This window comes from Stenotrophomonas sp. CASM101 (assembly GCF_049384845.1).
In the GTDB taxonomy this organism is placed as follows: domain Bacteria; phylum Pseudomonadota; class Gammaproteobacteria; order Xanthomonadales; family Xanthomonadaceae; genus Stenotrophomonas; species Stenotrophomonas hibiscicola.
In genome coordinates this window covers 106175-119903 of the sequence record NZ_JBMRFR010000006.1, presented here as the reverse complement: position 1 = coordinate 119903, position 13729 = coordinate 106175, and the positions used below count along the sequence as shown (strand labels likewise).

Sequence of the window (13729 nt, the reverse complement as noted above, 5' to 3'; positions counted from 1 at the left end):
GGCCACGCCCGGCGGACGCAGTGTCGAATCACCGGTATGCCTGCACCTGCTTCTTCAGCAGATGCGGCACGATCAACCGGTGCACCGGCGCAACCGGCAGCATGTACGCGCGCCCGAAGGCGTTATGCGTATGCACCACGGTCGCCACTTCCAGCACGTCGCCCTGCCACTGCAGCGCCAGCTGCACGCGAAGATGGCGGTCGTCGTCTTCCAGCACGATGGCATCGTCATCCATCGACTGCAGGGTGAAGATGCCGAGCCGCTGGCCGGGTTGAGGATCTTCAACAATCTGCACTGCACGCAACGAACCCAGATGCTTCATGCCCAGCAGGCGCATGCCGTGGTTGCGCAGCGCCATCAGCCCATCGAACCAGCCGGGAATGGTCGCGGCCATGTCGCGGTAGGCCTGCAGGGCCGAGCGCCCATCGCGACGGGTCGTCGCCTGGCAGGCGTGCACGAAGTCGGCGCCAGCCAGCTGTGGGTGCAAGACGCTGCCCACACTCGGCGGGCTGGTCAACACCTGCACACGGCTCACGGCTTTGGCCCCTGCCCTTCGTTGTCTTCCCAATGCAGGATGCGGCGGGTGACGAAGCGGTAGACCGGCTTGCCGGTAGCAAACCACAGTTCGCGCACCCACGAGGTGCGCTTGAGCAACCGCTTCTCCACCGGCGTAAGCGATTCACGGCAGTACATGCGCTTGTGCTTGAGCAGGTGGCGCAGGTCCTCGCGCGCCAGCAGCCGCATCCAGCGCGAGCGCGGGTTGCCGATCACCGCCAGCTGGAAGTCGATCAGCGCCGGCCGTCCATCTTCAGTGACCAGCCAGTTGGCCTCCTTGGCCAGATCGTTGTGGGCCACGCCGTTGCGATGCAGCTGCTGCAGCAGCCGGCGCGCGGAACGGAACCAGGCCAGGTCGCCGCGCGGTGGGCGCTGGTACATGGCGTCGCCGGCCATGAAGCTGCGATCCAGGTGATGGCCATTCCAGGCCAGCAGCTGCGGCACATCGGCCATGCCGTGAATGTGCTGCAGCGCGCGGGCCTCGCGGCGGGCCAGCCACCATGCAGGCAGCCGCAACCACAGCGGCGTGGCACCAAGATCACGGCGCACAAAGGGACCATCGGGCCCATTCACAAGGAGGATCCGGCCGAAGCTGTCGGCCTTCAAAGCATGCGGTTGAGCGTCGGGCGTATGCGGCATGGGCCCATTCTAGGCGATGGCACTGGTTGCAAACGGTCACCAAGCGGCTGGGAACCAGTCACCTTCACGCCCCTATAATCGGGCAATGGACTCTTCATGGATCGACGCCACGCTCGCGTGGATTGCCGCTCACCCCGTGCTGGCGGGCGCCGTTATCTTCCTCATCGCCTTCTGCGATGCGGTCATCATTCTTGGCGCCATCGTGCCGGCGCTGCCACTGCTGTTCGCGGTGGGCGTGTTCATTGGCCTGGGCCAGATCTCCGGGCCGTACGCGGTGGCGGCTGCGGCACTGGGTGCGTTTGCCGGCGATGGCATCAGTTACTGGATCGGCCGCCGCTGGGGCGACCGCCTGCGCGGCGTGTGGCCGTTCAGCCGTTACCCGCAGCTGCTCGACCGCGGCGAAAACCTGTTCCGCCGCAATGCCTTCAAGAGCATCCTGGTGGCACGCTACGTCGGCGCGATCCGGCCATTCGTGCCCGCCATCGCGGGCATGATGAAGATGCCGGCCAGCCGCTATGTACAGGCCAGTGGTATCGCCAGCATTTCATGGGCGGTCCTGTTCCTGGCCCCCGGCTGGATTCTTAGCGAGGCCTATGACGCGGTGGCCGCGGTGGCCGGTCGGCTGGTGGTGGTGGTCGGCCTGCTGGCGGTGATCCTCGGCCTGGTCTGGGCCATCGTGCTGTACGGCTACCGCTGGTCGGCCGCGCGCATGGACAACTGGTTGGCACGCCTGCTGGACTGGTCCAACCGCCACCCCACGCTGGGCCGCTATACCGTCGGCGTGCTTGATCCCAAGCGCCGTGAATCGGTGCCGCTGGCGATGTTGGCGTTGATGCTGCTGGTACTGGGCTGGGGCTGGTTCGCATTGTTGACCGTGGTGGTCGCGCACGGCGAGCCGCTGGCGATCGACCTGCTGGTGCACCAGGCCATGCTGGCGCTGCGTAACCCGCTGGCCGATTACCCGATGGCCGCGCTGGCGTCGCTGGGCGCCTGGCAGGTACTACTGCCGGCCACCGCTGCAGCGATGGGCTACCTGATCTGGCGCCGGCGCTGGATGGCGGCCGCACATTGGCTGGCCGCCCTCGCCTTCGGCCTGGCGCTGACCATGCTGCTGGGTGCCACCGTGGATGTGGTGCGCCCGGTCGACGCCAGCAGCGGCTTCGGCTTCCCTTCGGTGTCGGTGACCATGGCCACCATCACCTTCGGCTTCTTCGCAGTGTTGATCGCGCGTGAGATGCCCGGCCGCACCCGCGTCTGGCCGTACCTGGTGTCGGGCATCGTGGTCAGCCTGATCGGCTTCTCGCGCCTGTACCTGGGTGCGCATTGGCTGAGCGACGTGATCGGCGGCATGCTGTTCGGCACGTTCTGGCTGCTGGTGCTGGGCATCGCCTACCGCCGCCGCTTCAACCGCTCGTTCTGGGTGAAACCGGTGGCCTGGCTGTTCTATGGCGTCTTCGCCGTCGCCGCGATGTGGTACGCACCGCGCAACATCCCGGTGAAGCTGGAACGCTTCGAGCCGACCCTGCCGGCCCCGCAGGCAATGGACACGCAGGCCTGGTGGCAGCACGACTGGGCCACGCTGCCGGCGCGCCGCAACGAGTTCGACGACGACCAGCGCTGGCCGCTGGACGTGCAGGTGGCCGGTCCGTTGGCACCGCTGCAGGCGCAACTGGAAGCGCGCGGCTGGAAGCGACAGGAGCAGGCCGGCTGGCAGCAGGCGCTGCTGATGCTGGACAAGAACACCGGCGCCGATGACCTGCCGGTGCTGCCGGCGACGCTGGACACCCGCGTGGAAGCGCTGTTGATGGTGCGCCAGGGTGCACATCGCGATGAGCGCTACGTACTGCGCCTGTGGCCAGCCCCTGCACAGTTGCAGCCGGGCAATACGCCACTGTGGCTGGGCAGTGCGCAGACCCTGCGCTACCAGCGCCATTTCGAATGGATCGGCATGTGGCATCCACTGCGCGGCGTCGACCCGGCATTGAACGCGGTGAAGGACGCCGTGCAGGACCTGGCGCAGCGCGAGGATGTGCACAGCGAAACCGGGTTGCCGGTGCTGCGGTTGAAGACCACCACGCCCTGACCGGCACCGGCACGCAGCCACCCACTGTAGAGCCGAGCCCATGCTCGGCTGCTCTTCGCGGGAACCATCAAGCCGAGCATAGGCTCGGCTCTACAGTAGATCCACGCCATGCGTGGATGGCATTCCCCGCATACCCCAGCGTGTGCACCAGGGCGCACGCCACCCGGGGCAGGCTGTTACGGCATCCAGCCCAGCAACTGCTGCAAACGCTGGTGCGGGTCGTCCAACTGCAGCAGCTGCAACCGCTGCTGCTCGCTCAGCGGCAGCAGCTCGGCCAGCCGCCAGCCGACCCAGCTGGCCTGGTCCAGCAACGCCGGGTTGGCCGGTGCATAGGCCTCGCCGGCCTGTTCGATGATGTGCCCCAGCACCGTGGCCAGCAGCGCATGCTGCGGCCGCAGTTCGTCGTCGGGGTCTTCATCGCACCAGCGCACATCGGCTACCACCAGCCCGTTGTCACGCACACGGGTGCGCTCGACATGGAAACGGCGGGTGCCGCGCAGACGCAACTGCAGCACGCCGTCGGCGCCGACATCGAAGTCTTCGATGCGCACCTGCACGCCATACGCGGCCGGCGTTGCCGGGGCTCCCACTTCCTGGCCGTCGAGGATCAGGCAGACACCAAAGCCCTCACCACTGCGGCCGCTGTCGCGTACCAGATCCAGGTAGCGCCGTTCGAACACGCGCAGGCCCACCGCCGCACCTGGTACCAGCGTGGTGTGCAGCGGAAACAGCGGCAGTGAACCGTCGACGCTCATCGGGCCTGCAGCGCGGCAAGGAAGCGGCGCGGTGCGCCGTCGAAGCCACCGTTGGACATGAACACCACGTGGTCACCCCTGCGCGCGCTGGCCTGCAATTGCGCCAGCAGCGCGTCGGTATCGGGCACCGCGTGCGCTTGGCCGCGCACTGCGGCGATCACCGCAGCGGCATCCCAGGCCAGTTCCGGGCGATGCAGGAACACCACTTCATCGGCCAGCGCCAGCGAGGGTGCCAGCGCCTGCGCGTGTGCGCCCAGCCGCATCGAATTGCTGCGCGGCTCCATCGCGACCACGATGCGCGCATCGCCCACCTTGGCGCGCAGCCCTTCCAGCGTGGTGGCGATTGCGGTCGGGTGGTGGGCGAAATCGTCGTAGACGGTGATGCCCTCATGGCTGCCGATCACTTCCATGCGGCGCTTGACGCTGCGGAAGCGCGCCAGCGCCGGGATCACCTCGGCCGGCGCAACACCCACCGCATGTGCGGCTGCCAGCGCCGCCAGGCCGTTGAGCACGTTGTGGCGGCCCAGCAACGACCACTGCACATCACCCAGTGCCTGCCCGCGGTGATGCACGCGGAACGCGCTGCCATCGGCAGCCAGCAGCTCGGCATGCCATTCCAGCGACGGATCGAATCCGAAACGCTCAACCGGGGTCCAGCAGCCCATCGCCAGCACTTCGGCCAGATGCTGATCCTCGCCATTGACGATCAGTCGGCCACGCGCCGGCACCGTGCGCACCAGGTGATGGAACTGGCGCTGGATCGCGGCCACGTCCGGGAAGATGTCGGCGTGGTCGTATTCGAGGTTGTTGAGGATGGCCACCAGCGGCCGGTAGTGCACGAACTTGCTGCGCTTGTCGAAGAAGGCGGTGTCGTACTCGTCGGCCTCGACCACGAACTCGCGGCCCTGGCCCAGGCGGGCGGAGACGCCGAAATCCTCGGCGACGCCGCCGATCAGGAAACCGGGAGAACGACCGGCGCTTTCCAGCAGCCAGGTGAGGATGGTGGTGGTGGTGGTCTTGCCATGGGTACCGGCCACGGCCAGCGTGTCGCGGCCCGGCAGCACCTGCTCGGACAGCCACTGCGCACCGGAGATATAGCGCTGGCCGGCGTCGAGCACGGCCTCAACGGCGGCATTGCCGCGCGAGAGTGCGTTGCCGATCACCACGTCGTCGGTGCCCGGTGGCACGCTGTCGGCGCGGTAGCCCTGGTCCAGGGTGATACCCAGCTGCTCGAGCTGGGTGGACATCGGCGGATAGATGGCCTGGTCACTGCCGCTGACCGTATGGCCCAGTTCCCGCGCCAGGGCGGCCACGCCGCCCATGAAGGTGCCGGCGATTGCAAGGATATGTACGCTGCTCATGACCGAGGATTGTGACCGATGACGGCTGTATAGGGCCAATGTCCGCTCTTGGGTAAGACAAGTCCTACACAGGATGTGAGGAAACTCCAATCATCTGTCAGGGAAATCCCGATAGCGATGTTCTGTGAACCCGGACACAATTCGAACTGCCAGCCGCAGTACCCGAACCGGTCCTACTCCCCAAGAGGCCATCCCCAAGGGAGCTCATGCTGCGGGGCCCTGAGCAAGCCCTCTGCTGGCGCCTATCAAACGACACAGGCCTGATCCTCACGGACCAGGCCTGTGTTTTTTTCTGCACCCGTGCGGCCGGCAGCACGCCGGCCCCGCCGGGTCAGGCGTTGATCGCCGCCAGGATGCGGGCTTCGATCTCGTCCAGCTCACCGACGCCGTCAACCCGGGCCAGGGTGCCGCGGCCAGCGTAGAAGTCCACCACCGGGGCGGTCTGCTCGTTGTAGACCTGCAGGCGCTGGCGCACCGCTTCCGGGTTGTCATCGGCGCGGCCCTGCTCCTTGGCGCGGCCGGCGATGCGGTCCACCAGCAGTTCGGTGGGCACGTCCAGCTGCACCACCGCGTCCAGCGGCTGGCCGATCTTGGCCAGCAGGCCGTCCATCGCATTGGCCTGGGCCACATTGCGCGGGTAGCCATCGAGGATGAAGCCCTTGGCGACATCGGCCTGGGTCAGGCGCGACTCCAGCATGCCCAGCAGGATGTCGTCCGACACAAGGTTGCCGGCATCCATCACCGTCTTGGCCTGCTTGCCCAGCTCCGTGCCGGCGGCGATTTCCGCGCGCAGCATGTCACCGGTCGAAATGTGGGCGATCCCCAGCTTTTCCTTCAGGCGCGTCGCCTGTGTCCCCTTGCCCGAACCGGGCGGTCCCAACAGAACCAATCGCATTGACCTGACTCCAACGTGTTGAAAACAAAGAAGGTTCGCGTCCCGGACGGGCCGGTATCGCTGCACCGCAATAGCGCCACTTTACCGCATCCGGGTAATGTCCCTGCAATGTCCTTTCCCCCGAGCAGGTAGACGCATGCGCAACGGTACCCTCCTCTACGCCCAGTCCGGCGGTGTTACTGCGGTCATCAACGCCACGGCGGCGGCGGTGATCGAGCAGGCCCGGGCCAAGGGCATCAAGGTCCTGGCCGCCCGCAACGGCATCCTCGGTGCCCTGCGCGAAGAACTGATCGACACCAGCAGGGAGAGCGCGGCCGCGATCCGCTCGCTGGCCCATACCCCGGGCGGCGCCTTCGGCTCGTGCCGGGTCAAGCTGAAATCGCTGGACGCCGACCGCGCCCGCTACGACCGCCTGCTGGAGGTGCTGCGCGCGCATGACGTGCGCTGGTTCCTCTACAACGGTGGCAACGACTCGGCCGACACCGCGCTGAAGGTTTCGCAGCTGGCCAAGGCCTCCGGCTACGACCTGACCTGCATCGGCGTGCCCAAGACCATCGACAACGACCTGGCAGTGACCGACACCTGCCCCGGTTTCGGCTCGGCGGCCAAGTACACCGCCGTCTCGGTGCGCGAAGCGGCGCTGGACGTGGCGGCGATGGCCGAGACCTCCACCCGCGTTTTCATCTACGAGGCCATGGGCCGCCACGCCGGCTGGCTGGCCGCGGCCGCCGGCTTGGCCGGCAACGGCGATGACGAGGCGCCGCACATCATCCTGCTGCCCGAACGCGCCTATGACGAGGCGGCGTTCCTGGCCAAGGTCAAGGCCGTGGTCGAGCGCGTCGGCTACTGCGTGGTGGTGGCATCGGAAGGCATCGCCACCGCCGATGGCCGCTTCGTTGCCGACGCCGGCGGCGGCAAGGATTCATTCGGGCACGCGCAGCTGGGCGGCGTGGCCGCGCACCTGGCCGGCCGGGTCAAGGACCAGCTGGGCCTGAAGGTGCATTGGGCCCTGCCCGATTACCTGCAGCGCTCGGCCCGCCACCTGGCCAGCAGGACCGACTGGGAGCAGGCGCAGGCGGTCGGCAAGGCTGCGGTGCAGCTGGCGCTCAAGGGCCAGAACGGCGTGATGCCGGTGATCGTGCGCAGCGGCGACGCGCCCTACCGCTGGAAGATCGAAGCGGCGCCGCTGTCGAAGATTGCCAACCATGAAAAGAAGATGCCCGCCGGCTTCATCCGCCGCGACGGCTTCGGCATCACCGCCAAGGCGCGCGCCTACCTGTCGCCGCTGATCAAGGGCGAAGCGCCGCTTCCGTATGGCACCGATGGCCTGCCGAAGTACGTCACACTGAAGAACGTGGCGGTGAAGCAGAAGCTGCCGGCCTTCGAAGGCTGAGGTGCACCTGCGCCCTGTGCGGAGCACAGGGCGCATTGCGGAGACCACCGAAGCGCCCCACAATCGGGCTCCGGCCCGGGGCAAAGGGGCCGCCGCAAGCCAGATTCGACGCTGCCCGGCCACGTGGCCCGGGCCTGTGCTGCCATTTCACAAGGACTGTAACCATGAAGCACCCGATCCTGATCGCCGCGCTGCTGTGCGGTGCCGCCGCACCCGCCTTCGCTGCGACCTGCGAAAGCAACTTCCAGAAGAAGGGCAACCCCTTCGTCGGCACGACCTTCACTTCATCGGTCACCCATCCGGACCTGACCGTGGCCAGTGCCATCGGCCAGATGCGGGTGATCGCCAAGAACGCCAACATGGACGTCCTCAGCGAGGACGTGGAAGGCGGCTCGATGCTGATCGAAGAGCCGGAATCGTTGGCCCACAAGCCGATCCCGATGATCATCAGTGCCACCTCCGAAGGCGGCCAGGGTACCGTCGGCATGGTGGTGAAGGTCAACAAGGGCGCCATTGCCTCGGCCGATGGCGTGCGCGAAGAAATGTGCAAGCTGCTCAACCAGGTCAAGCCGGGCAAGGCTGGCGAACAGGCGGCCAAGGCCACTCCGCAGGCGTCGGTGGTAACGATCGCCGCCGACCGCTTTGGCTTCCAGCTGCGCAACCAGAACAAGGACAACCCGGCCGCGATCGAGCCGCGCTACAAGGGCAAGACCTACGCCATCACCGGTCGCATCACCACCGTGCTGCGCAGTGGCGGCACCTACAACACCAGCTTCGACCTGCCCAGCGATGGCAGCATCGACTTTGAGCGCGTGGCCATTTCCTGCTCGTTCGCAGCCAACCAGGCCGCGTATGCGCTGGCCCTGCGCCCGCGCGAGAAAGTGACGCTGACCGGCGTGGTCGACAGCTATGACCAGGTGGGACGTGTGTTGTGGCTGAAGGACTGCCGCGGCAACTGATTGCTGCAGGCATGGGGAAAATGCCCGGGTGCGCAGGCGCCCGGGCATTTTCCTTTCCACAGCGGTTCACGCCTGGCGCACGAGCATCGCAGGATGATGGACGCCCCGCCTGGAGATCATCATGGCCTTGCGCGTTGTTCGACTGGGAACGCCACGCCAACCCGGCGAGGGGCTGCGTATCGGTACCGTGCGGCGCCCGCCGCGCGGCGTGCCGCGCAGCGAGTTCGCCCGGCAGGACTGGTACGACGTCTGGTTCCCGACCCTGTCACCCAGCGCGGCACTGGTGAAGCAGGCGCACGAGGCGAAAACGGCCGCCGACTGGAACGCGTTCTTCCGCCACTACAAGGCTGAGATGAAGTCCCCGGATGCGGCCCACGCGCTGGACCTGCTGGCTGCGATGTCGCAGCACAGCGACCTCAGCGTGGGGTGCTACTGCGAGGATGAGGCGCACTGCCACCGCAAGGCGCTTCGCGAGCTGCTGGTGGCGCGCGGGGCGACGCTGGCCGGAGAATGATGGCGCGCCGCAGTAGATCCACGCCATGCGTGGATGCGGCATCGGTGCCGACCAACGGTCGGCACCCACCTGTATCAATTACAGGCCTTGCCTTCCATCTGCAGCTGCGCGGCAAACATCGTCACCTGCGGAATCTGGCCGGCAGCCGCCTGCTTCTTCGCCTCTTCCAGATAGATGCGCGACTGGCCCTGGCCGTCCAGCTCGACCTTGTTGCTCGACGGCAGGCGCCACACCCGCACCACTGCCTGTTGGGCCGGGCACGCCGCGCTCGGCACGCGGATCACATCGTTGAGCTTCCAGCCCTTGTCGGCACTCGGCTGTGCCTTGGTGTAATCGACGAAGCGCGCGCGTGGCTGGCACTGCTCGCTGGTACGCACGGCGGAGAAGCGGTAGGGCGCGGCGGCGTCGCCGGTGAACACACCTTCCAGCCGCGCGCAGGCCTCGGGGATCTGGCGCAACGTATGCACCGCACCCACCGCCTGGGGCACGCCCACGGCACGCTGCAGTTCCGGGGTTTCCGCGGCGAATGCCGGCAGGGCCGGGACCAGGGCGGCAAGCATCAACAGGGACAGGCGCATGTGGGATCTCCTACGGGACTGTGCGCAGGCTTGCAGAGACTGGCTTAACGGGGCGCAAAGGCCTGATGGCTCTCGAATCGTGCCCATGGCCCGGCGGCAGGGCCCGCGCGCATGGCGATGCGTTCCGTCTTGAGGGCGCCCACAGGATCACGAGGTGCGGCTCGTAGAGGCCAGTCGAGCATGGCTCGACTCTACAAGTGGCGGCACGCATACTGCGGGCACCAGGGAATGCTGAACACCGCCATACGTCGGACGACCGCCAAGGTCGGTACGGGTTGGTTCCAGGCTGCAGCCCGTCGTCCCCCTCGTGGTGCCGTTCATCGCCACTGGATGCCTACATCCATTCTGCGGAGGGGTCTAATGCTGGAACGTCACGGGCTTTCATTGGCGCTGGGCTGCGCCATTCTCGCGATCCTGTTCGGAATCGTCTCGGCGCGCTGGATCCTGCGCCAACCCACCGGCAATGAGCGCATGGTCGCGATCGCCACCGCGATCCAGGAAGGTGCGCGTGCCTACCTCAACCGCCAGTACCTGACCATCGGCATCGCCGGCGTGGTGCTGTTCGTGCTGGTCGGGGTGTTCCTCAGCTGGTATACCGCGATTGGATTCGCGGTCGGCGCGGTGCTGTCCGGCGCCGCCGGCTACATCGGCATGAACGTGTCGGTGCGCGCCAACGTGCGCACCGCCGAGGCCGCACGCCATGGCATCAGTGCGGCGATGGACGTCGCCTTCCGCGGCGGTGCGATCACCGGCATGCTGGTGGTCGGCCTGGGCCTGCTGGGTGTGGCCGGCTATTACGCACTGCTGCTGCGGATGGGCCTGCCGATGGAACAGGCGCTGCACGCGCTGGTCGGTCTGGCGTTCGGTTCGTCGCTGATCTCGATCTTCGCGCGTCTGGGCGGTGGCATCTTCACCAAGGGCGCCGACGTCGGCGCCGATCTGGTCGGCAAGGTGGAAGCCGGCATTCCCGAGGATGACCCGCGCAACCCGGCGGTGATCGCCGACAACGTCGGCGACAACGTCGGCGACTGTGCCGGCATGGCCGCCGATCTGTTCGAGACCTATGCGGTCACCGTGATCGCCACCATGCTGCTGGGCAGCCTGATGCTGGCCGAGGCGGGCGCCAATGCCGTGCTGTATCCGCTGGTGCTGGGCGGTGTGTCGATCATTGCCTCGATCATCGGTGCGCTGTTCGTCAAGGTGAAGCCAGGCGGCTCGATCATGGGCGCGCTGTACAAGGGCGTGATCGTCTCCGGCGTGCTGGCCGCGATCGCGTTCTACCCGATCACCACCGGGCTGATGAGTGACAACGTACATGGACCGATGCCACTGTACGGCTGCGCGTTGATCGGCCTGGTCCTGACCGGGCTGATCGTGTGGATCACCGAGTACTACACCGGCACCCAGTACAAGCCGGTGCAACACGTGGCGCAGGCCTCGACCACCGGGCACGGCACCAACATCATCGCCGGCCTCGGCATCTCGATGAAGTCCACTGCACTGCCGGTGGTGGCGGTGTGTGCTGCGATCTGGGGTGCGTTCGCGCTGGGTGGCCTGTATGGCATCGCCATCGCCGCCACCGCGATGCTGTCGATGGCTGGCATGATCGTCGCGCTCGATGCCTACGGACCGATCACCGACAACGCCGGCGGCATCGCCGAAATGGCCGAGCTGCCCTCGGAAATCCGCGACATCACCGACCCGCTGGATGCGGTGGGCAATACCACCAAGGCAGTGACCAAGGGCTATGCGATCGGCTCGGCTGCACTGGCCGCACTGGTGCTGTTCGCCGACTACACCCACAACCTGCAGGTCGCCAACCCCGGCCAGGAATTCCGCTTCGACCTCAGCGACCACACGGTGATCATCGGCCTGCTGATCGGCGGCCTGATTCCCTACCTGTTCGGTGCGATGGCGATGGAAGCGGTCGGTCGTGCGGCGGGGGCAGTGGTGGAAGAGGTGCGGCGCCAGTTCCGCGAGATCCCCGGCATCATGCAGGGCACCGGCAAGCCGCAGTACGACAAGGCGGTGGACATGCTGACCCGCTCGGCGATCCGCGAAATGATCGTGCCCTCGCTGCTGCCGGTGGTGGTGCCGGTGGTGGTCGGCCTGCTGCTGGGGCCGCGCGCACTCGGCGGTCTACTCATCGGCACGATCGTAACCGGCCTGTTCGTGGCCATCTCGATGACCACCGGCGGCGGCGCCTGGGACAACGCCAAGAAGTACATCGAGGACGGCCACTTCGGCGGCAAGGGCAGCGAGGCACACAAGGCGGCCGTGACCGGCGACACCGTCGGTGACCCGTACAAGGACACCGCTGGCCCGGCGATCAATCCGCTGATCAAGATCATCAACATCGTGGCGCTGCTGCTGGTGCCTCTGTTGTAGATCCACGCCATGCATGAACCCGTAGCGTCGAGCAGGCTCGACGCTACGGCCGCGACCGCCTCATCCATCGGATGACAAGCAGCACCACGACGATCATCCAGCAGGCATAGATCGGCCGGTCCCAGCCATCGAAGAGGCTGAGCGGGCTGCCGATGAAAGCGAGCGAAGCCAGCCACGCACACAGTGCGCCGGGCAGCCACGCGCCACGCCAGATGCAGAAGGCGGCGAACACCAGCAAGGGCCAGGCGAAGATGATCGCCGGCGTGAACGGTGCCAGCGAAAGCACGGCCAGGCATGCAGCCAGCAACACGCTGCACCAGGCCAGCACCCGTAACGTCCGTGTCGTCATGCCAACCTCCGCGCGTCCATTGACGGTCGTGCGCGAGCATAACGCCTGCGCGCTGCCTTGAATTCCGGCTCGGGTCAGAGCCCTGTCCTGCGGAAAGGGATCCGACCCCGATGGCGGTCAGCGCCCGCGCAGGAAGAATGACACCGGCACCATCACCTGCACCGGGCCGCCAGGCACCTCGGCCGGCGGCGCCGGGACCGGGCTGGCCCGCTGCACGGTGTCCAGCGTCTCCTGGTCGAGCAACGCGAAGCCACTGCTGCGGCCCAGCGTCAGCCCCGAGACCGCGCCATCCCGGGCCACGGCAAAACGCACGTAGACCACGCCCTGCTGGCGCAGCCGCTCGGCCTGGCGCGGATAGCGCCGATGCTTCTGCAGATGCCCGAGCAGGCGCCCCTCCCAGGTGGCCTCGGCGCGACTGCGCTCGCCGGCGGTGGTCTGCGGTGCGGTGTAGCGTGCGGCCGCGTCGGCCGCCACCTGCGGCGGTGCGCTGGTCTGCGCGACATTGGCCTCGGCGGTGTCCGGCGAGGGCGTCGGCTCCGGCGTACGCGGCGGTGGCAGGTCACCCTGCGGCTGCACCGGTGCCTTGGGTTGCTCACGCAGGGCCGGTTTCGGCGCCTGTCGCTGCTGTTGCTGTTGCAGCGGCCCAGTGGCAACCTCGCGCGGCGGCACCGGAGGCGCCTGTGCCATCGGCGCCAGCTCCAGCATCAATGCAGCGGGCGGCGCTGCGGCGGCCACCGCCGGTGCGCGCGCCGCCCACCAGCAGGCCACGCTGACCAGCAACGCATGCACCAGCAGCACGATCGCCAGGCTGGTCGCCCAGCGCCGCAGTCCGCTCATCGCGCGCCCTGCTCCAGTCCAACCAGTGCCACCTTCAGGTAGCCCGCCGCACGCAGCGCATCCAGCGTTGCCATCAGTTCACCGTAAGGCACGCGGGTATCGGCACGCAGGAACAGGCGTTGCGAGGTGTCACCGTGGGTGGCTACCTGCAATGCAGCGGCCAGCCCGTCACGCGCCACCGCCTGCTCGCCCACGCGCATCGACAGATCGGCCTGCACGGTCACATACACCGGCGCCTGTTCGGGCGGCGTGGCACTGGCGCTGCTGGCCGGCAGCTGCACCGGCACTGACACGGTGGCCAGCGGTGCGGCTACCATGAAGATGATCAGCAGCACCAGCATTACGTCGATGAAGGGCGTGACGTTGATCTCGTGTGCTTCTTCCGGTGCGTCGTCACGGTCGGACCCGGTCCTGATCGCCATC

Annotated in this window: 14 protein-coding genes; 5 read left to right on the top strand and 9 right to left on the bottom strand. The window is 67.4% G+C overall.

All coding sequences use genetic code 11. The annotated features are described in order from the left end of the window. Positions 1-28: 28 nt before the first annotated feature. Both VG543_RS11290 and VG543_RS11285 read right to left on the bottom strand, forming a co-directional pair. Complete coding sequence (locus VG543_RS11290; protein WP_423178567.1) at positions 29-535, bottom strand: DUF2867 domain-containing protein; 507 nt, start codon at positions 533-535, stop codon at positions 29-31. Continuing rightward, complete coding sequence (locus VG543_RS11285) at positions 532-1194, bottom strand: serine/threonine-protein kinase (protein ID WP_058983488.1); 663 nt, start codon at positions 1192-1194, stop codon at positions 532-534. The genes VG543_RS11290 and VG543_RS11285 overlap by 4 nt, the downstream gene beginning before the upstream one ends. Before the next feature lie 85 nt (positions 1195-1279). On the opposite strand from VG543_RS11285, the gene VG543_RS11280 reads away from it, so the two are divergent. Continuing rightward, complete coding sequence (locus tag VG543_RS11280; RefSeq protein WP_423178566.1) at positions 1280-3277, top strand: VTT domain-containing protein; 1998 nt, start codon at positions 1280-1282, stop codon at positions 3275-3277. Positions 3278-3453: 176 nt separating this feature from the next. Here VG543_RS11280 and VG543_RS11275 read toward each other — a convergent pair whose 3' ends face one another. The 3 genes from VG543_RS11275 to VG543_RS11265 form a co-directional block, all read right to left on the bottom strand. Then, complete coding sequence (locus VG543_RS11275) at positions 3454-4032, bottom strand: LON peptidase substrate-binding domain-containing protein (RefSeq protein WP_021203629.1); 579 nt, start codon at positions 4030-4032, stop codon at positions 3454-3456. Continuing rightward, a complete protein-coding gene (gene mpl / locus VG543_RS11270; protein WP_155030070.1) occupies positions 4029-5393 on the bottom strand; it encodes a UDP-N-acetylmuramate:L-alanyl-gamma-D-glutamyl-meso-diaminopimelate ligase in 1365 nt (454 codons plus the stop codon). The genes VG543_RS11275 and mpl overlap by 4 nt, the downstream gene beginning before the upstream one ends. A 331-nt stretch (positions 5394-5724) precedes the next feature. Then, a complete protein-coding gene (locus tag VG543_RS11265) occupies positions 5725-6288 on the bottom strand; it encodes an adenylate kinase (RefSeq protein WP_019662016.1) in 564 nt (187 codons plus the stop codon). Positions 6289-6424: 136 nt separating this feature from the next. Between VG543_RS11265 and VG543_RS11260 the strand changes: the two genes are divergently transcribed. The 3 genes from VG543_RS11260 to VG543_RS11250 all read left to right on the top strand — a co-directional run bounded on the left by VG543_RS11260 (position 6425) and on the right by VG543_RS11250 (position 9154). Then, on the top strand, positions 6425-7681 hold the full coding sequence (locus VG543_RS11260; protein ID WP_346473592.1) for a 6-phosphofructokinase: 1257 nt from the start codon (positions 6425-6427) through the stop codon (positions 7679-7681). A gap of 164 nt (positions 7682-7845) precedes the next feature. Further along, on the top strand, positions 7846-8640 hold the full coding sequence (locus tag VG543_RS11255; protein WP_019662018.1) for a hypothetical protein: 795 nt from the start codon (positions 7846-7848) through the stop codon (positions 8638-8640). A gap of 121 nt (positions 8641-8761) precedes the next feature. Beyond that, positions 8762-9154, top strand: coding sequence for a DUF488 domain-containing protein (locus VG543_RS11250; RefSeq protein WP_111098769.1), 393 nt, complete (start codon positions 8762-8764; stop codon positions 9152-9154). 74 nt (positions 9155-9228) lie between these two features. On the opposite strand, the gene VG543_RS11245 is transcribed toward VG543_RS11250, so the two are convergent. Continuing rightward, on the bottom strand, positions 9229-9732 hold the full coding sequence (locus VG543_RS11245; RefSeq protein WP_423178565.1) for a hypothetical protein: 504 nt from the start codon (positions 9730-9732) through the stop codon (positions 9229-9231). A gap of 360 nt (positions 9733-10092) precedes the next feature. Here VG543_RS11245 and VG543_RS11240 point away from each other — a divergent pair, with 360 nt between their 5' ends. Continuing rightward, positions 10093-12120 carry a sodium-translocating pyrophosphatase gene (locus VG543_RS11240; RefSeq protein ID WP_423178564.1) on the top strand — a complete coding sequence of 676 codons (2028 nt, stop codon included), beginning with the start codon at positions 10093-10095 and terminating at the stop codon, positions 12118-12120. 43 nt (positions 12121-12163) lie between these two features. Here VG543_RS11240 and VG543_RS11235 read toward each other — a convergent pair whose 3' ends face one another. The 3 genes from VG543_RS11235 to exbD all read right to left on the bottom strand — a co-directional run bounded on the left by VG543_RS11235 (position 12164) and on the right by exbD (position 13728). Continuing rightward, positions 12164-12469: a hypothetical protein gene (locus VG543_RS11235; RefSeq protein ID WP_111098772.1), complete on the bottom strand. Its 306-nt coding sequence runs from the start codon at positions 12467-12469 to the stop codon at positions 12164-12166. Positions 12470-12586: 117 nt separating this feature from the next. After that, positions 12587-13306 (bottom strand): energy transducer TonB, encoded by a 720-nt coding sequence (locus tag VG543_RS11230; protein ID WP_423178563.1) that lies wholly within the window; start codon positions 13304-13306, stop codon positions 12587-12589. After that, the gene (gene exbD / locus VG543_RS11225) at positions 13303-13728 is read right to left on the bottom strand and encodes a TonB system transport protein ExbD (protein WP_171952675.1); all 426 of its coding nucleotides are present in this window, start codon (positions 13726-13728) and stop codon (positions 13303-13305) included. The genes VG543_RS11230 and exbD overlap by 4 nt, the downstream gene beginning before the upstream one ends. Between the last annotated feature and the right edge of the window lies 1 nt (position 13729).

Excerpts from the sequence above, each read along its gene's own strand:
- VG543_RS11285 (WP_058983488.1), bottom strand. The coding sequence starts at position 1,194 with ATGCCGCATACGCCCGACGCTCAACCGCATGCTTTGAAGGCCGACAGC.
- VG543_RS11280 (WP_423178566.1), top strand. The coding sequence starts at position 1,280 with ATGGACTCTTCATGGATCGACGCCACGCTCGCGTGGATTGCCGCTCAC.
- VG543_RS11275 (WP_021203629.1), bottom strand. The coding sequence starts at position 4,032 with ATGAGCGTCGACGGTTCACTGCCGCTGTTTCCGCTGCACACCACGCTG.
- mpl (WP_155030070.1), bottom strand. The coding sequence starts at position 5,393 with ATGAGCAGCGTACATATCCTTGCAATCGCCGGCACCTTCATGGGCGGC.
- VG543_RS11265 (WP_019662016.1), bottom strand. The coding sequence starts at position 6,288 with ATGCGATTGGTTCTGTTGGGACCGCCCGGTTCGGGCAAGGGGACACAG.
- VG543_RS11260 (WP_346473592.1), top strand. The coding sequence starts at position 6,425 with ATGCGCAACGGTACCCTCCTCTACGCCCAGTCCGGCGGTGTTACTGCG.
- VG543_RS11255 (WP_019662018.1), top strand. The coding sequence starts at position 7,846 with ATGAAGCACCCGATCCTGATCGCCGCGCTGCTGTGCGGTGCCGCCGCA.
- VG543_RS11250 (WP_111098769.1), top strand. The coding sequence starts at position 8,762 with ATGGCCTTGCGCGTTGTTCGACTGGGAACGCCACGCCAACCCGGCGAG.
- VG543_RS11245 (WP_423178565.1), bottom strand. The coding sequence starts at position 9,732 with ATGCGCCTGTCCCTGTTGATGCTTGCCGCCCTGGTCCCGGCCCTGCCG.
- VG543_RS11240 (WP_423178564.1), top strand. The coding sequence starts at position 10,093 with ATGCTGGAACGTCACGGGCTTTCATTGGCGCTGGGCTGCGCCATTCTC.
- VG543_RS11235 (WP_111098772.1), bottom strand. The coding sequence starts at position 12,469 with ATGACGACACGGACGTTACGGGTGCTGGCCTGGTGCAGCGTGTTGCTG.
- VG543_RS11230 (WP_423178563.1), bottom strand. The coding sequence starts at position 13,306 with ATGAGCGGACTGCGGCGCTGGGCGACCAGCCTGGCGATCGTGCTGCTG.
- exbD (WP_171952675.1), bottom strand. The coding sequence starts at position 13,728 with ATGGCGATCAGGACCGGGTCCGACCGTGACGACGCACCGGAAGAAGCA.